This window comes from Vibrio sp. 1-1(7), from assembly GCF_013048485.1.
Taxonomy (GTDB): Bacteria; Pseudomonadota; Gammaproteobacteria; order Enterobacterales; family Vibrionaceae; genus Vibrio; species Vibrio fujianensis.
On the sequence record NZ_VHSP01000001.1, the window covers coordinates 1,140,304 to 1,163,295 of the forward strand.

Consider the following 22,992-nt stretch of genomic DNA (forward strand, 5'->3'; position numbering starts at 1 on the left):
CTTAGCCTTTACTCTTTATGGTTTCAGTGTATAACAATTTACACTAGATTGCGTTAACCAATTTTCACAATGGCTATTCACCACGATGAGTTAACACAGCATCGACTAACCCGTATTCCACCGCTTGATCCGCTGACATAAAATTATCACGATCGGTATCGCGTTCAATGATTTCGAGTGGTTGTCCTGTGTGTTCTGCTAGCAATTTGTTAAGTTTATTCTTAATACTTAGAATTTCTTGCGCATGGATTTGAATGTCTGAGGCTTGGCCTTGGAAGCCCCCTAGTGGTTGATGAATCATTACGCGAGAATTGGGTAAGACATAACGTTTACCCGGTGCACCACCAGCGAGTAAAAAGGCCCCCATTGAACAAGCTTGCCCGATACATAACGTGCTGACATTAGGCTTGATAAACTGCATGGTGTCATAAATAGACATGCCAGCAGTCACACTGCCACCAGGAGAGTTAATGTATAGGAAAATATCTTTATCAGGATTTTCAGATTCTAAAAAAAGCAGTTGAGCCACGACAAGATTTGCCATGTGATCTTCTACTTGGCCTGTCAGAAAAATCACTCTGTCTTTTAATAGACGAGAATAGATATCATATGAACGCTCACCACGAGATGTCTGTTCTACCACCATGGGTACGAGCGCATCAATCACTGGCGACATTGCATTTTTTTCTTGGTAGCTCATATAGTCTTGTATCCCTAAAATAAATGGCCCGAATGATGGGCATCACGCGGACCATTGTTAGCAGAAGAGCTGACGTTTCGTCAACCTTTCTACGTGACAAATTGCTTAAATCAAGCAGCTTCTGGATTCATTAGCTCATTAAAGCTAACTGTTTTTTCCGTCACTTTGGCTTTAGCAATGATCGCCTCAATCGCTTGCTCTTCTAGAGCAAGATTGCGCATATTATCCATCATTTGCTCATTTTGCTGATAGTAAGCAATCACTTCTGATGGATCTTCATAAGCAGTTGCCATCTCATCAATTAGAGCTTTTACTTTTTCTTCATCAGCTTTTAGCTCTTCAGTGCGAATAACTTCACCTAAGAGTAGACCAACCACAACGCGACGTTTTGCTTGTTCTTCAAAAAGTTCACGTGGAAGTTGATTAGCGGCTTCCATGTTACCACCAAAACGTTGAGCTGCTTGCTGGCGTAATACATTAATTTCTTGGTCAACCAATGCAGAAGGAACCGGAGTTTCGTTCTCTTTTACTAGGCCTTCAATCGCTTGCTCTTTCACGCGAGTTTTGATGGCTTGCTTCAGCTCACGCTCCATATTTTTACGAACTTCGGCTTTCAAACCTTCAATTCCGCCTTCAGCCACACCAAACTTAGCCACAAATTCATCATTCATTTCTGGCAGTTCACGCGCTTCTACTTTATTAACTTTAATGGCAAACTTGGCCGCTTTACCTTTTAGGTTCTCTGCGTGGTAATCTTCAGGGAAGTTAACGTCGATTTCAAATTCCATGCCTTTAGTTTTGCCAACGATACCATCTTCAAAACCAGGAATCATACGGCCAGCACCCATTTCTAGTGGGAAGTTTTCAGCTTTACCGCCTTCAAATTCTTCACCATCAATAGAACCAACAAAATCGATAGAAACTCGCTTACCTTCTTCAGCAGCTTCGTCCACTTCAACCCAAGCGGCTTGTTGTTTACGAAGTGTTTCCAACATTTCAGCGACATCTGAATCAGTCACTTCTGCTGCTGGTTTTTCTACCGTGATATTTTCTAGACCTTTCAACTCAACTTCTGGGTAAACTTCAAACGTTGCTGTAAAAACAAGGTCTTTTCCTGCTTCGTTTTCAACAGGAGCAAAGGTTGGTGCGCCAGCAGGATTGATTTTTTCTTTCACGATTGCTTCGATAAAGTGACGCTGCATCACTTCACCCAATACATCTTGACGTACTGCTTTGCCGTACATCTTAGCAACCATCTTCATTGGCACTTTGCCTTTACGGAAACCATCGAAACGACGGTTCTTGGCGATGTTGCGTAGTTCCGCTGTCACCGCATCTTCGATGTTTGCAGCTGGAACAGTAATATTGAGACGGCGCTCTAGGCCTTCTAGCGTTTCAACAGTAACTTGCATTGTTTATAAACCTCAAAACTGGCTCAGTATTCCTGAGCATCATGAGCCAATACCGTGATTGGCTGCATCCTTGTGTTGTGTTCGATTGAACACTTAAATGATAAATATTAGGCATCGATATTTCGGCTTAATAAGCCTTAATATCAGACTAATAAGTGATATCTTTGCCGATTTGCGCCGAATAAAGGTATCTCTGATTAGCCTCAGGGCAAAAATTTAGACGTGACATTCTACCGATCAGGGCTTTTCCTGTCGAGTTAAACCCCAAACCATCGCTTATAAATCTGTCCAAAAACGACCTAAGTGCTAAAGTTTTCATCAAACACTTAAAACCATGAGAATTTAAATGGGGACAATAAAGGCTTTTTCAAGAGAATCGAGGCTTTTTTTTATCCAAACATTCAAAAAGAGATCTTGCTCTTATTTTGCAGGGCAAGCGCATTAATAGTTAACCATCATGATGGCCGTCTAAGACGAGCAACTGATGACCAATGTTTTCCCCCACTCCGTGGGGAGCCTTGCATAGCGTTCATATTCTGGCTATTCGTCAAAAGGTCGAGGTAATCGCTGAATCAGTGTCTCGATTTAATGACAATTGCCTTGGGTTGCCTGTTCAATCACCTCTTGTGCCAAAAATAGACACGGAAGGGAAACAAGCCCCTTCCGTTACCGTTCATTATAATGCCCATAAAATAAGCGCTAATACCTGTGGAGATAGTATCCGCAAACACATGACTAACGGATAAACCGTTGCATAAGCTAACGCTGATGCGCCGCTTGTTTCATGTAAACCATTTGCAAAAGCTAATGCTGGTGGATCCGTCATTGAGCCTGCCAACATACCACACATAGTAAGGTAGTTCAGTTGACCAAATAGCCGAGCCAAGATCCCTACGGTAATTAATGGGATAGCGGTAATTAATGCACCATATCCCATCCAACTGACACCATCACCTTGCACTAAGGTATCAATAAAATGCCCTCCCGATTTTAGTCCAACCACAGAGAGGAATAGAACAATACCAATTTCACGTAATGCTAAGTTAGCGCTTGGTGGCATGAACCAGTACATTTTACCAATGCTACCAATACGAGCCAAAATAAGAGCGACGATCAGTGGTCCGCCTGCCAATCCCAATTTTATTGCTGCAGGAAAACCCGGTAAGTAAAAAGGTATCGAACCTAAGAGTACTCCAAGGCCTATCCCAACAAAAACAGGCAACATTTGCACATGTTGCAATTTTTGATGTGCATTACCAACAATACCACTGACGGCTTCAATGGCTTCTTTTCGGCCAACTAAGTTTAAAATATCACCAAATTGTAGAGTTGATTGACTCGATGGAATCAACTCAACCCCAGCTCGATTAAGCCGAGAAACCACAACGTCATACTTTTCTTTTAGATCTAAGTCACGTAGTTTTTTACCCAATACAATTTCATTGGTCACCACCAAACGTTGAACTCGTAATTCGGTGCCTCGTGTCGATAATGAAGCATCAACCTCTTCACCAATCACTAACCGAGCTTTTTCTAATGCTTTTTTATCCCCCACTAAGTGAAGAAAATCATTCAATTCAACACGAGAGTCTGGCTTGGGGACATACAGTTGGTCTCCTCGTTTTAAGCGAGAACAAATAATATTTCCATCGCTTAATGCTGGAATCTCTTGTAAGAGCAGCCCATTTAAATTGGGATTTTTCACCGCAACATTTATCGTATTCAGGCTCTCTTTTTTATGCCCATTGTGAATTTCAAATTCATCAGCCTCTTGCTGAATGTTAACTCGAAATAACATACGCAATAGCCACATCGTTAACAAAATTCCACAAATACCAAATGGATAAGCAATTGCATAGCCCATCCCGGTTAAATCCAATAAATTCTCTTGGCCACCTAACTCTCCGAGAATTTGTTGCCCAGCACCCAGTGATGGTGTATTGGTCACTGCACCAGAGAATACGCCGAGAATCACCGGCAATGGCACATCAAATAAATAATACAGTGCGATGGTCACTAAACAGCCAAGCAAAACAATCAAAGCAGCAAAAGCATTCAGTTTTAGACCGGAGGATCTCAATGAAGAGAAAAAGCCAGGCCCCACTTGTATACCAATGGTATAAACAAACAAGATCAGACCAAATTCTTGAATAAAATGTAAGGTATTGTAATCGAGATCGATTCCCCAAGCCGTAGTAAAATGGCCGACTAAAATACCACCAAATAGGACGCCACCAATTCCTAACCCTACACCGTATATTCGCCAATTTCCAAGCCACAACCCCAGCACTGCTACCAGCGAAAGAATGCTGATAGAAAGCGCAATGTCACTCATAATTTCTCTCCTAAATTATAAACATAAAACTTTGCAGGGCAGATTCGCAGAACAACAAGCAGGGGTAGGCATAAGAACTGATAAGAGTGGTTAGTCTACAGCTGAAGGGTTCCAATCGTTCTTAGAAATGTTCCAAAACGATATGTCGTTGCCCCAAACTAACCACAGTAATACTGTAATTGTAAGAAAGTGTTAACTATAGATAAACAGAAGTGTGCGTTTAAGCGAATCTCCAATAGCGTCAATTGTTCAATCTACGATCTCACTGACATGATTATCGCCTTTAAATGATAGTTATATCATTTATATTTTAATCGTAGACAGACACCCTATCTATATCGATTACACCTAAAAATGGCACTTTATTCACTCACCAGTCGACCCGATGGTGACATATCCAAAAAATGATCGATTTGCTTACGTCGAGTAATCCATTGATAAGTTATTGATAAAATACAGATTTGATATAACCAACAGAAATATGTCAAGAGATTAAACACCCAGTGGGCTTGCTCACTCACTCCACCCCATTGAGCAAAAAAAGTAAACAACATCGTGATGCCATAGGGAAATAGACCCAGTAAAATAAAAAGTGGGCCTTGGTAGGGTTTTGATAAAGACCATGCCACTTTTAAGCCACGTGGCTCTGCATCAATCGCTATGGCAGGAATCACCAAACTCCAACGAGAAAATAGCCAACAGCAGGGGAGTGAAAATAGCAGATAGAGTACAAAAACAGGTAATGAAGCGACCTTCTCCTCAAACAAGTAAACAAATATCAAGGTACAGCCGATGAGTAGAGAAAATAACCCACCACCAATCAATATCCAGTAACCGATCATTTTTAACTCTCTTGTTCCGAACTGGGATGAGGCGTTGTTCGATGTTGCTATGGATGATGTTGTTATGGACGGTGAATCTAACAGAATACTCCTATGCAGCTGAACCGTTGTCCAAGCGGCAATCATCATGATAAAGACGATCCATAAAAATACGTGTGGCGCACTATACCCTTGCTGATTCTGTGTAATAATATATTGACTGCTGAGCGTCACTAACCAGTAGGGCCAGGATAATCGTAAAAGCTGACGCCACTTCATCTTAACCAATTGAAAACTAAAAGATAATACATACAAAATAGGTAACGAATATACTGGCATGATTATTGACTCTAAAACCTACCTAAAAAACCATCTCAGTGATAACTCACCACTATGATCAAGAGAATCGATAATATGACTCAAATTGCTTATTTTTTCAGGACTAATCTTGTGACTAAACACGAAATTCTCACACAAATTAATAACCTTTTTATTATAAAGGCTTAAACCTTCACAACTCCCTCACCTTGCTGCGCTTTTTTAAATCGGTGATGACGCAAGTCAAGCTCACGCCTTATATGAACTTGCTTCAATAGGAAATATTCGTCAGTATGACTATTCTCAAACCACTTAGCCTGGTAAGTCATTAGCAAATTTGTACAATCATAGATTGGCCTTTAGTGATAGCTAAGGGCCCCATTTCAGGAGCATAGCGACACCATGTAAATAGGTTAAACAAACCCTAGCCAGCACCATTACAACTTTAACTCAAAAAGCATAACAACAAGGAAGCATCGTGTATGAGTAATCCTGCACCACGTTTAACTCTGCGTGTCATTGAAAAGAGTGATTATCCTGAATTAGCCACGTTGATGGATCTCGTCTTTCACGATGTGGGCGGTGCTTGGCCCAGAATGACAATTATGGACTTAATTCACCAATTTCCAGATGGACAAATTTGTATTGAGGACGATGGAAAAGTCATTGCGGCCGCACTCACCATCAAAGTGGATTATAACCGTTTTTCTCTTCCTCATGTTTATACTGATATCATCAATGAACACAATGTGATTCAACATAAAACGAATGGCGATGCGCTGTATGGCTTGGATGTTTTCGTCCATCCTGATTACCGAGGGTTACGCTTAGGGCGTCGATTATATACAGCTAGAAAAGAATTGTGCCGTAGTGACAACCTCAAAGCCATTTTAGCCGGAGGTCGAATACCGGGATACGCTCAATATGCGGATCAAATGCCAGTTATGGACTATATCGAAAAAGTCAAACGCCGTGAGCTGCATGATCCGATTCTCTCTTTCCAATTAGCAAATGACTTTGATGTTAAGCGGATTATGCGCCACTACCTACCGGAAGATGATAATTCAAGGGGATATGCCACCTTATTAGAGTGGGATAATTTCTTTTATGAAGAAGATATTCAATCTATTCATGATGTCGAAAAAACTTTAGTGCGTATTGGTATCGTTCAGTGGCAAATGCGAGCCGTGCTCAGTGTGGAAGATTTGTTGGATCAAGCCGAATTTTTTGTTGACTCGCTTTCAAAATATCAGGCAGATTTTGCCCTATTCCCAGAGTTTTTTAACGCCCCATTAATGGGATTAAAGCGCGAACAAAACAGCGTCGAAGCAATTCGCTTTTTAGCCTCTTTTAGTGAGCAGATAAAAACCCACTTCTCGACCCTGGCGGTCACTTACAACATTAATATTATTGCCGGTAGCATGCCTGTTTTAGAAGATGGTCAACTGTATAATGTGGCCTATTTACTTCATCGTGATGGCTCAATTGACCAACAGTACAAAATTCATATTACACCACATGAAAAACGTGACTGGGTGATCGATGGCGGCAACCATGTCCAAGTGTTTACAACCGATGCGGGCCGAGTGGGCATTTTAATTTGCTATGACAGTGAATTTCCAGAACTTGGACGAATGCTGGCAGAGCAAGGGGTACAAATTATCTTCGTTCCTTTTTGGACCGATACCAAAAATGGTTATCAACGGGTTCGCCTTTGTTCACAAGCTCGGGCCATTGAAAACGAGTGTTATGTCGCCATTGGAGGCAGTGTCGGTAATTTACCACGAGTGGATAACGTCGACATTCAATATGCCCAGTCAGCTGTATTTTCACCATCCGATGTTTTCTTTCCACACGACGCGACCATTACCGAAGCTAGTCCAAATACGGAAATGATAATTTTTGCTGATGTGGATCTCGATAAGCTTAAACAACTTAATACTGAAGGCTCAGTCACCAATTTACGTCACCGTCGAATGGATCTCTATGGCGGATTTACTCACACTAAAATTCATCAATCTTAAAATTCACACTATTTTCGTTCCAAGCGTATCTTTGGGCACCTTGGAACGACAAAAAATAACAACATGATAACAAAATCACGCTATTTTTTAGTTAAAACGGTTAGAGTAACTGCCCTAAAACCGCGAAAGGTCAACAGACCCTAGGAGCCTTGCCTCATGGAATCATTACTTCACGCTTTTCCTGTCATTACTGAAATTCCCGTCGCATGGGGAGAGATGGATGCATTGCAGCATATCAATAACGTGGTCTACTTTCGTTACTTTGAAACCGCGCGAATTGATTATTTTAAACAGATAGCCTTGATGGAAGATATTCAAAGCAGTGGTATCGGCCCAGTGCTGAGTGAAACCCAATGCCGTTATAAAATTCCGGTCACCTTTCCTGATACTTTATTGATCGGTTCCAGAGTAGTGGATATTCAGACTGATCGTTTCACCATGGAATACCACGTCGTGAGTAAAAAAATAGGTAAAGTCACCACCACAGGGGCTGCAACCATCGTGATGTTTAACTTTGCAACTGGACAAAAAGCGCTTCTCGCCGAACATTTGGTGCAAGCGATAAAACAAATTGAAACGCATGGCTGATTAACCATCAGTACACAATAACTCAAGAGCCTCTTGCCTAAATCTCGCTCAACGCTTATTGTGCCAAGCAATTATTCTCGACGGATCAACCAAATGAATAGTGCATTACTTGGTTTATTTATCCCAACGTTCTTCTTTGTTTCTATTACACCGGGTATGTGTATGACATTAGCTTTAACGCTTGGGATGAATCTTGGCTATCGAAAAACATTATGGATGATGATCGGTGAGTTGCTTGGCGTTGCCATGGTAGCCGTCTCTGCAGTCATCGGGATTGCCGCCATCATGCTGAGTTATCCATGGATGTTTACCCTGTTCAAATTAGTGGGTGCCAGTTATCTACTCTATCTCGGCATCCAAATGTGGCGTTCAAAAAGTAAACTGGCCTTCGATTCGACAGATCATCCTCACCCAACACATCATCGAAAAACACTATTTATCCAAGGTTTTATGACCGCGATTGCCAACCCCAAAGGTTGGGCATTCATGATTGCTTTATTACCACCTTTTATTGATCAATCTCACCGTTTAGTTCCACAACTCACTTTATTGATTTCCATCATTATGGTGTCTGAATTTATTTCAATGTCTCTTTACGCGATCGGAGGAAAAGGGCTAAAACGAGCACTCGGAAAAGCCGATAACTTACGATTATTGAATCGCATCGCTGGTACGATGATGGCAGGGGTAGGTATCTGGCTACTAGCCAGCTAATGATTCTCTTTAATTACTTTTACCCGTATGACATCAAACCATGTCACGATGTGAAAGCAACATGCTGCTCCTTTCGCCTGATACATTAACCGGCCTTAGTCCGACGACGTTATCACCCTTTCAATAAAGTATGACCGTATCCGTTAGTCACTCAAAAATACCATTCCATTCCTGAAAATTGCGCATTGAGCAAAGTAGATTATGCTTATTTAGGCATACCGCTATGTTTCATAACATCACGGATTTATAACAGAGTTCACAGCGCGATTTCTTCTAGGATATTTCTATGCGAAACAATCACCCCGTCACCAATAAAGAAAAAACCTTTGATAAAGACACCAAACTGATTTCCGTTACCGATACCCAAGGAAAAATTGTCGAGTGTAATGAGGCTTTCGCAAAGATCAGTGGTTTTCAAAAAGAAGAGTTAATTGGTCAGCCGCATAACATTATTCGCCATCCAGATATGCCTTCACAGGCATTTGAAGTCATGTGGCAGCACCTTAAGGCAGGACAACCTTGGATGGGGTTAGTCAAAAATCGTTGTAAAAATGGTGATTTCTACTGGGTCGATGCTTATGTCACTCCCATCACCGAAAATAATAACGTGATCGGTTATGAATCGGTTCGATCGTGTCCAGATAAAAAAGCCATTGCCAGAGCCGAAAAATTTTATCAAAGAGTCCGAGCCGGGAAGCCCGCCAAAGCCGGACTCTCTATTCGGTTAGAAAACCTCTTTTTGATATTCGCTTTAGCCTGCTCTGGATTGCTATATGCGATGGAATATCCTGAACTATCGGAAAGTATATTACTCGTCGGGATTATCATCTTTAGTGTATGGGTGTCGTACTCTCGTCATCGAACGTTACATTCAATCAGTGACCTATTGCAGACCTCATTTTATCATCCACTCGCTATGCATACTTACACGGACGACACAGGTGAATTAGGCAAAATTAAAGTTTCATTGTACAGCCAAGCCGCTCATCTCAATACCATTATCGCTAGAATAGAAAATGCAGCGATCAATGTTTCTGCTGAAGCAAGGCGAGGGCAAGCTTTAACACAAAACGCACAGAAAGAAATATCTCGTCAACAAAAAGAGACCGAGGCCGTTGCTGCCGCTATGCATCAAATGAGCACCTCGATTCATGATGTATCAGAACATGTCAATAATACCGCCGAGCAAGCTGAAGTGGCTAACCAATTAACGCAAAACGGCGTTATCACCTCAAATACAACGCGTGATGCGATTGAAAAACTCAAACGTACTGTCCAGCAAATTGGTGACTCGGTACAAAACGTTTCCGAACAAACCAATAAAATTGCTCACGTAGCACAAATTATTGAAAATATTGCAGAACAAACTAATCTTCTGGCGTTAAATGCCGCCATTGAAGCGGCAAGAGCTGGAGAACAAGGGCGAGGATTCGCTGTTGTTGCCGATGAAGTTCGTGTCCTTGCAACACGAACCCAACAATCAACCCAAGATATTCACGCCATCATCTCGGAACTGACACAGCGCGCTCAACAAGCGGTTCAAGTTTCACAAACGGGCGTTACCGATGCAGAAGACGGACTTCGCTATGTATTAGAAAGTGGGGAAGTACTAAAAGGAATTTCTCAAGCCGTTGAACATATCGCCGCCATGTCTTCACAAATTGCCACGGCGGTAGAACAACAAGCACATGTCGCTGAAGATGTGAATCAACAAATTGTTAATATTTCCATGTTGGCGTCCTCCACCCTGAAAGGAGCGAATGAACTCAGTGACAGCGTTAACGATGTTCATAAAGTATCGGATGATTTACATGAACTTGTCATTCGTTTTAAACGCTAACGTACTAATATAAAAGTTATTCATCATAAAATCTGCTGATATTAAAAACACATACTTACACATTGAAGGTCGTTTTATTGAGCAACACGGTAAAGTCACAGGGTTATCTTTCTGTAAAAAGTGGGGAAAAAAACGGTTATCGCCGGTTACTTTATGCCTATTTTCTATTCATCGAGAGAAAACCTTTGTTTTACTCGGTTGTTATTGATGGCTCAAAGCTGGATAATAGCCAGATCAGAATTAAAGACGACTCGCATTATGACCGAATATTTTTTGCTATTAATCGGTACGGTATTGGTTAATAACTTTGTACTGGTAAAGTTTCTCGGCTTATGCCCCTTTATGGGGGTATCCAAAAAGCTCGAAACCGCGATAGGTATGGGCTTTGCCACCACGTTTGTGCTGACTCTTGCCTCCGTCTGCGCGTATCTGGTTGAAAGTTACATTCTTCGCCCGCTGGGTATTGAATATTTAAGGACGATGAGCTTTATTTTGGTGATTGCTGTCGTCGTACAATTTACCGAGATGGTCGTACATAAAACCAGCCCAACGTTGTATCGCTTATTAGGTATTTTTTTACCTTTGATCACCACCAATTGTGCCGTACTCGGTGTCGCGCTATTAAACATCAATGAAAACCATAATTTTATCCAATCCATTATTTATGGTTTTGGTGCTGCTGTCGGCTTTTCTTTGGTGTTAATTCTTTTCGCCTCCATGCGCGAACGCATTCAAGTGGCAGATGTACCGACGCCATTCAAAGGAGCATCGATTGCCATGATTACCGCTGGGTTGATGTCCCTTGCCTTTATGGGCTTTACCGGATTGGTGAAATTGTAATGAGTACGCTGTTGATCGCCGTTCTTGCTTTAGCGGTTTTAGCCGCGATTTTTGGTGCTATTTTAGGCTTTGCCTCGATTCGTTTTAAAGTCGACGGTGACCCGATTGTGGATCAAATTGATGCTATTTTACCACAAACTCAATGTGGCCAATGTGGCTATCCCGGTTGCCGCCCTTATGCGGAAGCTATCGCAAATGGCGATGCTATTAATAAATGTCCTCCGGGTGGCCAAGCCACAATTGAAAAACTCGCAGATTTAATGGGGGTTGAGGTTCAAGAATCTGCGCACGACCTCGACAACAAAGTCAAAACAGTGGCTTTTATTCATGAAGATATGTGTATTGGCTGCACGAAATGTATTCAAGCGTGCCCTGTCGATGCCATCGTCGGAAGCACAAAAGCACTGCATACTGTCATAAAAGACGAATGTACCGGTTGCGATTTGTGTGTTGCTCCGTGCCCAACGGATTGTATCGAGATGATTCCTGTCGAAACCACACCGGATACTTGGAAGTGGCAAATGAATGCAATTCCTGTTGTTAATATCACTGAAGCTGCGTCTGATACGCAAAAAAACGCACATTGAAGGTGAGTATGTTGTCATTAATTAAACAGATCCAAGCGGGTCAACTTTGGGATTTTCCCGGTGGTATTCACCCACCAGAAAATAAACAACAATCCAATCATGCGGCCATGCTCCCCGCCTTCATACCTGAAGAACTGATACTACCGATTAAGCAACATATCGGAAAAGCGGGAGATCTACTGGTCGATATTGGCCAGCAGGTTTTAAAAGGGCAAGCCTTAACTCAGTACCGCAGCACCTTTATGCTACCGGTTCACGCACCGACATCGGGCACGATTACCGCCATTGAACCAAGAACGACAGCTCACCCCTCCGGGCTAGATGAAGTATGTATTATTCTCAAACCAGATGGTCAAGATCAGTGGGTCGCTCGTCATCCCATTACCGATTACACTTCGTATACACCTGAGCAATTGATTGAAATCATCCGGCAAGCTGGAATTGCAGGCATGGGCGGCGCAGGATTTCCTACTGCAAAAAAAATTCAATCCGGCCTATCTCGTACCGAAATTTTAATTATTAATGCCGCTGAATGTGAGCCCTATATCACCGCCGATGACCGACTCATGTGCGAACATGCTGAAGAAATTATTCAGGGCATCAGTATTGTCGAACATATTTTAAAGCCGAAACTAACCATTATTGGCATTGAAGATAATAAACCAGAAGCGATCCAAGCTCTTGAAAAAGCGGCTCAGCAAAAAGATCTTCTCATCCGTGTGATTCCAACTAAATATCCTTCGGGCGGTGAGAAACAGCTGATTAAAATTCTCACGAACCTTGAAGTGCCTAACGGGGGAATTCCAGCAGATATAGGGTTATTAGTACAGAATGTCGGGTCTATGTATGCCATAAAACGCGCCGTAATGGATGACGAACCGTTAATTGAACGAGTCGTCACCCTGACCGGTAATACATTCAGTCAACCTAGAAATGTTTGGGCCTTACTCGGCACACCCGTACAAACACTGCTTAATAGTTTTAATTATCAAGCTGATAAACAATTACCTCGTTTGATCATGGGCGGCCCAATGATGGGCTTTACCCTGCCCCATGCCCATGTGCCGATAACGAAAACCACAAACTGCATCTTGGCTCCAACACGTAAAGAGATTGCACCGATACAAACGGAGATGTCCTGCATTCGCTGCGGCCAATGTGCTGATGCTTGCCCAGCAACATTATTACCACAGCAGTTACTGTGGCACGCCAAAGCACAAGAATATGAAAAGTGTGAAGCACTGAACCTCAGAGACTGTATTGAATGTGGTGCTTGTGCCTATGTCTGTCCAAGCGAAATTCCATTGGTGCATTATTATCGTCAAGCTAAAGCTGAAATTCGTACTCGTAAGCGAGAAGCGGAAGCTGCCGAACGCGCTAAACAGCGCTTTGAAGAAAAAAAAGCACGGATGGAACGAGAAAAACAAGAACGAGAAAATCGCTTTAAGAAAGCGGCTGAAGATCGCCGGGAAGAGATGCAAAAAAGTGGCAGCGAAGATGCCATTGCCGCAGCTATCGCCCGCGTAAAAGCACAAAAACAATCTCAAGAAACGCAAAATAATACGACAAAATCAACCGTAGCAGATGCCATTGCGCGAGCGAAAGCAAAACAAGCCAAAGCGCTACAAACCGGAGCACATGAACCAGATAACACAGAAATGGTTAGGCTTCGTGAAGAGCGCAAACAGTTGGCCCGACAACGCAAAGCAGAGCAACTCTCGGCGCAAGAGCCAGCTGAACAAACGTCAGATAACACAGCCGATCCCAAAAAAGCAGCCGTGGCTGCCGCTATTGCTCGAGCTAAAGCGCGTAAAGCAGAGCAACTCTCGGCGCAAGAGCCAGCTGAACAAACGTCAGATAGCACAGCCGATCCCAAAAAAGCAGCCGTGGCTGCCGCTATTGCTCGAGCTAAAGCGCGTAAAGCAGAGCAACTCTCGGCGCAAGAGCCAGCTGAACAAACGTCAGATAGCACAGCCGATCCCAAAAAAGCAGCCGTGGCTGCCGCTATTGCTCGAGCTAAAGTGCGTAAAGCACAGCAACTCTCGGCGCAAAAGCCAGCTGAACAAGCGTCAGATAACACAGCCGATCCCAAAAAAGCAGCCGTGGCTGCCGCTATTGCTCGAGCTAAAGCGCGCAAAGCAGCCCAACAAACCAATAACCCACAAAATAACGTTGAGGAGAACAAATAGTGGCCTTTTTTATTGCCAGCTCCCCACATGCACATAATAAACGCAGTACTGCCGATTTAATGAAATGGGTCGCCATTTGTGCTTTGCCGGGTCTGCTTGCCCAAAGCTACTTTTTCGGATGGGGCACCTTTATTCAATTGTTGTTAGCCATTACTTTCGCTCTCACATTAGAAGCAATTGTCATGCGGCTACGTAAGCGTTCCCCGCTCACCACTATTCGGGATTACAGCGCCTTGGTGACGGCGTGGCTACTCGCTATTGCCATTCCTCCCCTTTCTCCTTGGTGGATTATTGCTATTGGTGTTTTGTTTGCGATTTTAATCGCCAAACAACTATACGGCGGAATAGGACAGAACCCATTTAATCCAGCTATGATTGCTTATGTCGTTTTGCTTATTTCTTTTCCAGTGCAAATGACAAGTTGGATAGCTCCGAATCAATTAGCCCCCGATCCGGTCTCTTTTACCGATTCTTGGTCACTCATTATATCGGGATTTAATCAAGATGGGTTATCACTACAACAAGTCAGAGCAGGGGTTGATGGCATCACAATGGCGACGCCATTAGATGCTTTTAAGACCTCAATTCATGCTGGGCATACCGTCACAGAAATCTTGCGACAACCACAATTTAGTGGTTTGGCTGGCATTGGCTGGGAGTGGGTTAACCTCGCCTACCTCATCGGAGGCTTAGCGCTGATTAAGTTACGCGTTATTCACTGGCATATTCCCACCGCTTTCCTCGCGGGGCTTATTGCATCAAGTACGCTGATCATGTTATTGGCTCCAGGTACCACCGCTTCCCCTATGCTGCATTTACTCTCTGGAGCAACCATGCTGGGAGCTTTCTTTATAGCAACCGATCCAGTTACCGCATCGACTACGCCTAAAGGGCGTTTAGTGTATGGTTTTTTCATTGGCTGCATGGTGTTTATCATTCGTAGTTGGGGTGGGTTCCCTGACGGGGTCGCTTTTGCCGTACTATTAGCCAACATGTGTGTACCATTGATCGATTATTACACCAAACCGCGTACTTACGGGCACTGAGGAAAAAACGATGTTGACTGCTATACGTAAAAATGGACTAATTCTTGCTGTCTTTGCTTGTGCATCGACGGGCGTCGTCGCCTTAACCCAATATTTAACTGCCAGTCAAATACAAGCTCAAGAAACGGCCCAGTTGTTATCTGTATTAAACCAAGTGGTTCCTCCTCATTTACACGATAATGAGCTGTCACAGACATGTACATTAGTCAGTGACCCCTTACTTGGTACAAATCAAGCCATGCATGTTTATCACGCTAGTCTAGCAGGAGAGCCAACCGCTTTAGCAATTGAAACCATCGCTCCCGATGGCTATAACGGCGCGATCAAACTCATCATCGGTATTGATAATCAAGGCACTGTTATTGGTACACGAGTACTTTCCCACCAAGAAACCCCTGGATTGGGCGATAAAATAGACCTGAGAATCAGTGATTGGATCTTAAACTTTACGGGCCGACAAGTTACAGAAGAGAACCAACAGCAGTGGCAAGTCCGTAAAGACGGGGGTCAATTTGACCAATTTACTGGAGCCACCATTACGCCACGAGCGATAGTTAAAGCGGTGAAACAAACGGTGAATTACGTTAATCTACACCGCCATGAAATCCTGCGTCAGCCACTCAATTGTGGAGGGGAAAACAATGAATAATCACAAGACCTTGATCAAAAATGGCCTTTGGGATAATAACCCAGCGTTAGTGCAACTACTGGGTTTATGTCCATTACTTGCGGTTTCTTCGACTGTCACTAACGCACTCGGCCTTGGTCTGGCTACTTTATTTGTCTTAGTCGGCTCAAATGTGATCGTTTCTCTGGTTCGGGATTACGTGCCTAAAGAAGTTCGTATTCCTGTCTTTGTCATGATTATTGCGGCCTTGGTTACCTGCGTTCAGCTATTGATCAATGCGTATGCCTATGGCTTGTACCTCTCATTAGGGATTTTTATTCCGTTAATCGTCACTAACTGCATTATTATTGGACGAGCTGAAGCCTTTGCTTCAAAAAATAATGTCCTACCCGCCGCACAAGATGGATTTTGGATGGGGCTTGGTATGACGTCGGTATTAGTGGTACTCGGCTCGCTACGTGAAATCATCGGCAATGGCACTCTTTTTGATGGTGCCGATCTCCTACTTGGAGACTGGGCAACCGTCTTACGTATCGACGTATTCCACTTAGATAATAGTTTTCTACTCGCTCTACTGCCACCGGGCGCATTTATTGGTGTTGGTTTCCTTATTGCAGTTAAAAACATCATTGACCGACAACTCGCTCAGCGTCAACCAAAACCAGAAAAACCAACCATTGAGCGCGCTCGAGTCACCAATGTTTAAGCGTCACGGTAAACAGGAAGCGAGATAACCATGAATAATGCTAAGCGAGTGGAGATTCTTCAGCGGCTAAGAGCCAATAATCCTAATCCACAAACAGAATTACACTGGAACAGCCCTTTTGAATTATTAATTGCCGTTTTGCTTTCAGCGCAAGCCACGGATGTCAGTGTTAATAAAGCGACGGATAAACTTTATCGGGTTGCCAATACCCCACAAGCTCTTTGGGATTTGGGTGTCGAGGGAGTAAAGTCATACATTAAAACCATCGGCCTATTTAATTCAAAGGCTGAAAATGTTATCAAAACATGTCGTATTCTATTAGATAAATATCAAGGCGAAGTCCCTGAAGATCGTGCAGCACTTGAATCCCTGCCTGGCGTCGGACGAAAAACAGCAAATGTGGTATTAAACACAGCTTTTGGCTGGCCGACGATTGCCGTGGATACCCATATTTTCCGAGTATCGAATCGCACCAAGTTTGCGGTCGGAAAAACGGTAGATGAAGTGGAACAAAAGCTGCTCAAAGTCGTTCCTAACGAATTTAAAATTGATGTCCACCACTGGTTAATTCTTCATGGCCGTTACACTTGCATCGCTCGTAAGCCGCGTTGCGCTAGCTGCATTATTGAAGATTTATGTGAATATAAAGAGAAAGTTTACCCGGAAAGCTAGGAGTTTGTTATGTCAAATAATCGTATTCTTCATACCATGTTACGTGTAGGAGATCTTGACCGTTCTATCGAATTTTATACCCATGTGATGGGAATGAAGCTACTGCGTAAAAATGAAAACACCGAATATAAATACACCCTTGCCTTTCTCGGTTATGGTGATGAATCAGAAGGTGCAGTAATTGAGTTGACCTATAACTGGGGAGTCACCGAATATGATATGGGTAATGCCTATGGTCATATTGCGATTGGTGTGGATGATATTTATGCCACCTGTGATGCCATCAAAGCCGCGGGAGGAAATGTAACCCGTGAAGCAGGCCCAGTGAAAGGCGGCAGTACACACATTGCCTTTATTAAAGATCCGGATGGCTACATGATTGAACTGATCCAAAATAAGCAAGCGAGCGCAGGATTAGAAGGTTAATAAAAACGGTTTAACCGTGAGCTTGAGAACACACCCCCACCCTATACCTATATAAGTGGGGGTGTGTTTATTTGCAACAAGCACTTCGAATCTAAAGTTAAATATTTGTTCTACCTAAAGAAATAACCACACGACGGTTTTTATCTCGCCCAACTGGTGACGTATTATCTGCGATCGGACGCCGACGTCCATAACCTTGAACTTGGATTCGGTCTTCAGGTAAACCAAGTGATTGGAAGTAAGTCTGCAAAGCCTCAGCTCTTTTTTCTGACAAGTGCTGACTCTCATTTTTTCCGTCAATACTATCGGTATACGTCGCAACAAGAATAAGATCAATATCTTGATTATAACGAATATACTCCGCGACTTGCGCTAATCGTTTTTGTGATGCTTTATTCAGCTCAACACTATCACCGCGATCATAATGCAAAATGGTGAACGCAATGTCTTCAAAACTATAAGGTAATAAATTAGCAATGCAGTCACTAAATACATTGTACTGCGGCTGAAAAAGTACCGATGACAACATGATCTCAATTCGCTGATTACGACTTTGCCAGTCTTGATAACTAAATGTAGGATAGCGCCCTTTTTCCAACTCACTCAATAACGCCCAAGCCGTTTGTCCACCAATATAACCATCAAACTGTTTAAAGAATTGGATGTTCGTCATACGATCAGCACTTTCACTCGGCCGCCATACCGGAGGCATAGAAACTAAACTGACATTACGCGTCTCTCCCATTGGCCGGCGCATTTTCAATTCAAAATCAAGGTTGATTTTTTTACTGGCATGAGAAGTAAATACCGCATCTCCATAATTAGGAATAGGATGAACCAAACGGCATTCTAAAGGGGTATTGGTGACCATTTGCCATGTTGATTGTTGTGGTGAGGCAACATACTGCTTAATCATCGCAGATGTAGTCAGCGAAGTTATCGAACCGATTACGCAAAAGCTGGCCATAACCCATTTATTCATAATGTATTCTCTTACCACTTATAGATAGGCAACGACAGGTTTCCGCTCATAGGATACCGATCATTACCTCTGATTTCATCAAGTCACTCTGATATAAAATACATGCAAAAAACACACCATGTCTAAACTCAGTCTAACCGTCGTTTAGAAAATCAACCTAGGCTTGTTAAATCATGCACCAGAGTTTCAGTTTTATCAGCATATACCCAAACAACTTAGCGTTGCAGGTAGGTGGCCAGTGAGTGACAAATTTGTCTGGAATAAATTTGAACAACCGTAGGCTGGCCTTTGGTGAAAGCCACGAATGGATTTCATCATTCCCATGAACATAGACAGGCGATGTCATTGGGGGGAACGAACGTAGCCAACACCGCTGCAGCTTCAAGTAGAAAGGGGATAGATATTCATAAAACACATCGTTAAGTGATCGATATCAGCTGAAACTATTGTGGTGAAATCGCTGAGATTCGGTTTTTCTTAGCCATAGAATCTGTAATAATGGCCTTATGTTTAAATAAATTAGGCTCACATGACTGTTATTAATGAAGCTCTCACACTAAAAAAACGCTTTAGGGGCTATTTTCCAGTTGTTATTGATGTAGAAACCGCAGGTTTTAACCCACTGACCGACGCTTTATTGGAAATTTGTGCAATCACTTTAACAATGGATGAACAAGGGAATTTGCATCCAGCGTCGACCATCCATTTCCATATCGAACCTTTTGAGGGCGCAAATATAGAAAAAGCGGCCTTGGAGTTTACTGGCATTTATGATCCCTTTAGTCCCCTTCGTGGCGCAGTAAGTGAAGAGTACGCTTTAAAAGAAATATACAAACAGGTCCGAAAAGAACAGAAAGCAGCAGATTGTAGCCGAGCCATCATTGTGGCGCATAACGCCGCCTTTGATCATGGGTTTGTCATGGCCGCCAATGACCGTTGCAAACTAAAACGAGTCCCTTTTCATCCCTTTGCGACCTTTGATACGGCGGCGCTCAGTGGTTTAGCCTATGGGCAAACTGTGTTAGCGAAAGCATGCAAAGCAGCAGGGATGGAATTTGATAGTCGAGAGGCACACTCTGCCCTTTACGATACCCAACAAACCGCAGAATTATTCTGTGGTATTGTCAACAAATGGAAAGCTCTCGGAGGCTGGCCACTCGCTGAACTGGCTAACACTACCGATGAATAATAAATAAATGGAATGAATTGAGAAGTTTATGAATCCTGTCGTTATTTCTGTCTGCGTGATGCTAATTTTAGCTCTAATGCGCATTAATGTTGTCGTTGCACTTACGTTCAGTGCAATTGTAGGAGGGCTCGTCGCTGGAATGAGCCTTAATGAAACGGTTTCTGCTTTTGAAAGTGGCTTAGGCGGCGGAGCAACGATTGCTCTCAGCTATGCCATGCTTGGAACCTTTGCCGTCGCCATTTCTCGCTCTGGCATCACAGATGTCTTAGCCCAAACCGTCATAAAACGTTTGCATGGCAAACAGAGCGCGGCGGCAACAACTGGAGTGAAATATGCCGTATTAGTCGCCCTACTGCTAATGGCCATGTCTTCGCAAAACGTTATTCCTGTGCATATCGCCTTTATTCCGATTCTGATCCCGCCACTATTAGGTGTATTTGCTCGATTAAAAGTCGACCGTCGGATGATTGCCTGCGTGCTTACCTTTGGATTAATCACCCCTTATATGATTTTACCTATCGGTTTTGGTGGTATTTTCCTCAACAATATTTTGCTGAAAAACCTAAGAGATAACGGTTTAGAACATGTAACAGCAAGCCAAGTGCCTATCGCTATGTTATTGCCAGGGTTAGGAATGCTTGTTGGTTTACTGATTGCTATCTTCTTTACTTACCGTAAACCGCGTGAGTATCGCGAAACAGAGTTAACGGTAAGCGATTCGGAAAGTAACACGATCAAACACCAGCATATTTTAACTGCAGCGGTTGGGATCGTCGCCGCTTTGGCCGTACAACTGGCAACCGGATCAATGATTATTGGGGCTTTAGCGGGTTTTATGGTCTTTACCTTTGGTGGTGTCATCGCTTGGAAAGAAACTCATGATGTGTTTACCAAAGGTGTGCATATGATGGCCATGATCGGCTTTATTATGATTTCTGCTGCGGGATTTGCTGCTGTGATGAAATCAACAGGAGGTGTTGAATCTCTCGTTACTGCGCTCTCAACCAGTATTGGTGACAACAAACCCCTTGCGGCCCTGCTGATGCTGGTGGTGGGCTTATTAGTCACTATGGGCATTGGCTCTTCATTTTCAACCATCCCGATTATCGCGACGATTTATGTTCCTCTCTGCCTTGCGTTTGGTTTTTCACCAATGGCAACCATTGCTCTCGTCGGTACAGCGGCAGCACTAGGCGATGCGGGCTCCCCTGCTTCAGATTCGACGCTAGGTCCGACATCTGGCCTCAATGTAGATGGGCAACATGAACATATTTGGGAAACGGTTGTGCCAACCTTTATTCACTACAATTTACCGCTAATTGCATTTGGTTGGCTTGCTGCAATGGTATTGTAGAAAACAAAAACGGTATTGTAGAAAACAAAAACGAGAGCGCTGATTTAGTGCTCTCGTTAACTTTGTCGCTATGAATGCCATCGAGAAAAATAAATAGGCTCAAGCCTCTTCATTATATAGTTCAAGGTTAGCGAGATCCTGTTGGATTTCTGCTTGTGTTTTTGCATCATCACTACGCATCGACTCAAGGTACTCTAGGTAAGCATGGTCGATATCACCCGTGACATATTCACCATTGAACACTGACGCTTCAAATTGACTAATATCCGGGTTACCTAAGCCAACAGCTTGTACCAGATCCTCCAATGTTTGGAAAATCAAAGCATCGGCACCAATCTGCTGACAGATGGCTTCATTATCACGGCCATGGGCAATCAATTCATTCGCACTTGGCATATCAATACCATAAACGTTAGGGAAACGAATTTCAGGTGCAGCGGACACTAGGTAAACCTTTTTCGCCCCAGAATCACGAGCCATTTCAATAATTTGCTCAGAGGTGGTACCACGCACAATGGAGTCATCAACTAAAAGTACGTTTTTATCTTTAAATTCAGAGCGAATCGCATTCAGTTTACGACGGACCGATTTTATCCGTTGTAACTGGCCTGGCATAATAAATGTCCGTCCTACATAACGATTTTTCACAAATCCTTGTCGATAAGGTTTATCGATTGCTTGCGCAATTTGCAGAGCAATATCACACGACGTTTCCGGAATAGGGATCACCACATCAATATCTAATTGGCTAAAGTTTTCTTTGATTCGTTGACCTAATTTTTTACCCATTTCGACTCGGGCACTATAAACCGAAATTTTATCAATAAATGAATCTGGACGAGCAAAGTAGACGTATTCAAAAATACAAGGATTGAGTACAGGGTTATCTGCACATTGCTTGGTAAACAATTGACCATCAAAGGTTGCATAGATAGCTTCACCAGGTGCGATATCTCGCATAAAGTTAAAGCCCACTGCATCCAGAGCAACCGATTCAGAAGCCACCATATATTCCGTTCGCTCTCCGACTTCACGCTTACCTAAACAAAGCGGACGAATACCATGTGGATCACGAAAAGCAATCATACCATGGCCAATGATCATCGCTGTCACGGCATAAGCACCACGAACTGTACGGTGCACATTTGCCACCGCACGGAACACATCTTCCGCGGCAACATTCCCTTTTACAGTATCAATCTCATGCGCAAGTACATTTAATAAAACTTCAGAATCTGAAGTGGTATTGATATGGCGACGATCTTTTTCAAACAGTTTTTGTCGCACGACTGCCGCATTGGTTAAGTTACCATTATGGGCAAGGGTTATGCCAAATGGAGAGTTGACGTAGAAAGGTTGAGCTTCCGATGCACTGGAACTGCCGGCCGTAGGATAACGCACATGTCCAATCCCCACGGTTCCTTGAAGACGTTGCATGTGCTTAGCTTCAAAAACATCCTTGACTAAACCATTCGCCTTACGCAGACGAAAACGATTGCTTTCTATGGTGCAAATACCCGCGGCATCTTGGCCACGATGCTGCAATACCGTTAACGCGTCATAAATTGACTGGTTTACCAGCGTTGTACCCACGATTCCAACAATACCACACATGTCCTGA

At 43.1% G+C, this 22,992-nt stretch carries 20 protein-coding genes; 14 read left to right on the top strand and 6 right to left on the bottom strand.

The features are described from left to right. Window positions 1–73: 73 nt before the first annotated feature. The 4 genes from clpP to FKN05_RS05295 form a co-directional block, all read right to left on the bottom strand. Window positions 74–700, bottom strand: coding sequence for an ATP-dependent Clp endopeptidase proteolytic subunit ClpP (clpP, locus tag FKN05_RS05280; protein WP_099612130.1), 627 nt, complete (start codon window positions 698–700; stop codon window positions 74–76). 110 nt (window positions 701–810) lie between these two features. Next, window positions 811–2,112, bottom strand: a complete 1,302-nt coding sequence (gene tig, locus FKN05_RS05285; RefSeq protein ID WP_099612129.1) for a trigger factor — start codon at window positions 2,110–2,112, stop codon at window positions 811–813. A gap of 676 nt (window positions 2,113–2,788) precedes the next feature. Continuing rightward, window positions 2,789–4,447: a putative transporter gene (locus FKN05_RS05290; protein ID WP_161428414.1), complete on the bottom strand. Its 1,659-nt coding sequence runs from the start codon at window positions 4,445–4,447 to the stop codon at window positions 2,789–2,791. Between the two features lie 362 nt (window positions 4,448–4,809). Beyond that, window positions 4,810–5,607: a hypothetical protein gene (locus tag FKN05_RS05295; protein WP_170887035.1), complete on the bottom strand. Its 798-nt coding sequence runs from the start codon at window positions 5,605–5,607 to the stop codon at window positions 4,810–4,812. 461 nt (window positions 5,608–6,068) lie between these two features. On the opposite strand from FKN05_RS05295, the gene FKN05_RS05300 reads away from it, so the two are divergent. The 12 genes from FKN05_RS05300 to gloA all read left to right on the top strand — a co-directional run bounded on the left by FKN05_RS05300 (window position 6,069) and on the right by gloA (window position 17,846). Further along, entirely contained in the window at window positions 6,069–7,610 is a 1,542-nt protein-coding gene (locus tag FKN05_RS05300; protein ID WP_170887036.1) for a bifunctional GNAT family N-acetyltransferase/carbon-nitrogen hydrolase family protein, read from the top strand. Between the two features lie 156 nt (window positions 7,611–7,766). After that, on the top strand, window positions 7,767–8,198 hold the full coding sequence (locus FKN05_RS05305; RefSeq protein ID WP_099612126.1) for an acyl-CoA thioesterase: 432 nt from the start codon (window positions 7,767–7,769) through the stop codon (window positions 8,196–8,198). A 93-nt stretch (window positions 8,199–8,291) separates the two neighbouring features. Next, window positions 8,292–8,912, top strand: a complete 621-nt coding sequence (locus FKN05_RS05310) for a LysE family translocator (protein WP_099612125.1) — start codon at window positions 8,292–8,294, stop codon at window positions 8,910–8,912. A gap of 286 nt (window positions 8,913–9,198) precedes the next feature. Then, window positions 9,199–10,752, top strand: a complete 1,554-nt coding sequence (locus tag FKN05_RS05315) for a methyl-accepting chemotaxis protein (RefSeq protein WP_170887037.1) — start codon at window positions 9,199–9,201, stop codon at window positions 10,750–10,752. A gap of 258 nt (window positions 10,753–11,010) precedes the next feature. Beyond that, entirely contained in the window at window positions 11,011–11,592 is a 582-nt protein-coding gene (gene rsxA, locus FKN05_RS05320; protein ID WP_078926219.1) for an electron transport complex subunit RsxA, read from the top strand. After that, complete coding sequence (gene rsxB / locus FKN05_RS05325) at window positions 11,592–12,179, top strand: electron transport complex subunit RsxB (protein ID WP_099612123.1); 588 nt, start codon at window positions 11,592–11,594, stop codon at window positions 12,177–12,179. The genes rsxA and rsxB overlap by 1 nt, the downstream gene beginning before the upstream one ends. Window positions 12,180–12,187: 8 nt before the next feature. Beyond that, on the top strand, window positions 12,188–14,368 hold the full coding sequence (gene rsxC, locus FKN05_RS05330; protein ID WP_170887038.1) for an electron transport complex subunit RsxC: 2,181 nt from the start codon (window positions 12,188–12,190) through the stop codon (window positions 14,366–14,368). Next, a complete protein-coding gene (rsxD, locus tag FKN05_RS05335) occupies window positions 14,368–15,414 on the top strand; it encodes an electron transport complex subunit RsxD (RefSeq protein ID WP_170887039.1) in 1,047 nt (348 codons plus the stop codon). The genes rsxC and rsxD overlap by 1 nt, the downstream gene beginning before the upstream one ends. 10 nt (window positions 15,415–15,424) lie before the next feature. Beyond that, on the top strand, window positions 15,425–16,063 hold the full coding sequence (gene rsxG, locus FKN05_RS05340) for an electron transport complex subunit RsxG (protein WP_170887040.1): 639 nt from the start codon (window positions 15,425–15,427) through the stop codon (window positions 16,061–16,063). After that, window positions 16,056–16,748, top strand: a complete 693-nt coding sequence (rsxE, locus tag FKN05_RS05345) for an electron transport complex subunit E (RefSeq protein ID WP_099612119.1) — start codon at window positions 16,056–16,058, stop codon at window positions 16,746–16,748. Before rsxG ends, rsxE begins: the two co-directional genes overlap by 8 nt. A gap of 30 nt (window positions 16,749–16,778) precedes the next feature. Further along, window positions 16,779–17,420, top strand: a complete 642-nt coding sequence (gene nth / locus FKN05_RS05350) for an endonuclease III (RefSeq protein WP_099612118.1) — start codon at window positions 16,779–16,781, stop codon at window positions 17,418–17,420. 9 nt (window positions 17,421–17,429) lie between these two features. Further along, complete coding sequence (gloA, locus tag FKN05_RS05355) at window positions 17,430–17,846, top strand: lactoylglutathione lyase (protein ID WP_170887041.1); 417 nt, start codon at window positions 17,430–17,432, stop codon at window positions 17,844–17,846. Window positions 17,847–17,943: 97 nt separating this feature from the next. Here gloA and motY read toward each other — a convergent pair whose 3' ends face one another. Further along, the gene (gene motY, locus FKN05_RS05360) at window positions 17,944–18,828 is read right to left on the bottom strand and encodes a flagellar protein MotY (protein WP_170887042.1); all 885 of its coding nucleotides are present in this window, start codon (window positions 18,826–18,828) and stop codon (window positions 17,944–17,946) included. A 529-nt stretch (window positions 18,829–19,357) separates the two neighbouring features. On the opposite strand from motY, the gene rnt reads away from it, so the two are divergent. Together rnt and FKN05_RS05370 are read left to right on the top strand one after the other, a co-directional pair. Continuing rightward, window positions 19,358–20,017, top strand: coding sequence for a ribonuclease T (gene rnt / locus FKN05_RS05365; RefSeq protein WP_170887043.1), 660 nt, complete (start codon window positions 19,358–19,360; stop codon window positions 20,015–20,017). Window positions 20,018–20,045: 28 nt separating this feature from the next. Beyond that, entirely contained in the window at window positions 20,046–21,371 is a 1,326-nt protein-coding gene (locus FKN05_RS05370) for a Na+/H+ antiporter family protein (protein ID WP_099612114.1), read from the top strand. A gap of 99 nt (window positions 21,372–21,470) precedes the next feature. Here FKN05_RS05370 and purF read toward each other — a convergent pair whose 3' ends face one another. After that, a complete protein-coding gene (purF, locus tag FKN05_RS05375; RefSeq protein ID WP_170887044.1) occupies window positions 21,471–22,985 on the bottom strand; it encodes an amidophosphoribosyltransferase in 1,515 nt (504 codons plus the stop codon). Between the last annotated feature and the right edge of the window lie 7 nt (window positions 22,986–22,992).

Coding starts and splice junctions, on each gene's coding strand:
- clpP (WP_099612130.1), bottom strand. CDS start 700: ATGAGCTACCAAGAAAAAAATGCAATGTCGCCAGTGATTGATGCGCTC.
- tig (WP_099612129.1), bottom strand. CDS start 2,112: ATGCAAGTTACTGTTGAAACGCTAGAAGGCCTAGAGCGCCGTCTCAAT.
- FKN05_RS05290 (WP_161428414.1), bottom strand. CDS start 4,447: ATGAGTGACATTGCGCTTTCTATCAGCATTCTTTCGCTGGTAGCAGTG.
- FKN05_RS05295 (WP_170887035.1), bottom strand. CDS start 5,607: ATGCCAGTATATTCGTTACCTATTTTGTATGTATTATCTTTTAGTTTT.
- FKN05_RS05300 (WP_170887036.1), top strand. CDS start 6,069: ATGAGTAATCCTGCACCACGTTTAACTCTGCGTGTCATTGAAAAGAGT.
- FKN05_RS05305 (WP_099612126.1), top strand. CDS start 7,767: ATGGAATCATTACTTCACGCTTTTCCTGTCATTACTGAAATTCCCGTC.
- FKN05_RS05310 (WP_099612125.1), top strand. CDS start 8,292: ATGAATAGTGCATTACTTGGTTTATTTATCCCAACGTTCTTCTTTGTT.
- FKN05_RS05315 (WP_170887037.1), top strand. CDS start 9,199: ATGCGAAACAATCACCCCGTCACCAATAAAGAAAAAACCTTTGATAAA.
- rsxA (WP_078926219.1), top strand. CDS start 11,011: ATGACCGAATATTTTTTGCTATTAATCGGTACGGTATTGGTTAATAAC.
- rsxB (WP_099612123.1), top strand. CDS start 11,592: ATGAGTACGCTGTTGATCGCCGTTCTTGCTTTAGCGGTTTTAGCCGCG.
- rsxC (WP_170887038.1), top strand. CDS start 12,188: ATGTTGTCATTAATTAAACAGATCCAAGCGGGTCAACTTTGGGATTTT.
- rsxG (WP_170887040.1), top strand. CDS start 15,425: ATGTTGACTGCTATACGTAAAAATGGACTAATTCTTGCTGTCTTTGCT.
- rsxE (WP_099612119.1), top strand. CDS start 16,056: ATGAATAATCACAAGACCTTGATCAAAAATGGCCTTTGGGATAATAAC.
- nth (WP_099612118.1), top strand. CDS start 16,779: ATGAATAATGCTAAGCGAGTGGAGATTCTTCAGCGGCTAAGAGCCAAT.
- gloA (WP_170887041.1), top strand. CDS start 17,430: ATGTCAAATAATCGTATTCTTCATACCATGTTACGTGTAGGAGATCTT.
- motY (WP_170887042.1), bottom strand. CDS start 18,828: ATGAATAAATGGGTTATGGCCAGCTTTTGCGTAATCGGTTCGATAACT.
- rnt (WP_170887043.1), top strand. CDS start 19,358: ATGACTGTTATTAATGAAGCTCTCACACTAAAAAAACGCTTTAGGGGC.
- FKN05_RS05370 (WP_099612114.1), top strand. CDS start 20,046: ATGAATCCTGTCGTTATTTCTGTCTGCGTGATGCTAATTTTAGCTCTA.
- purF (WP_170887044.1), bottom strand. CDS start 22,985: ATGTGTGGTATTGTTGGAATCGTGGGTACAACGCTGGTAAACCAGTCA.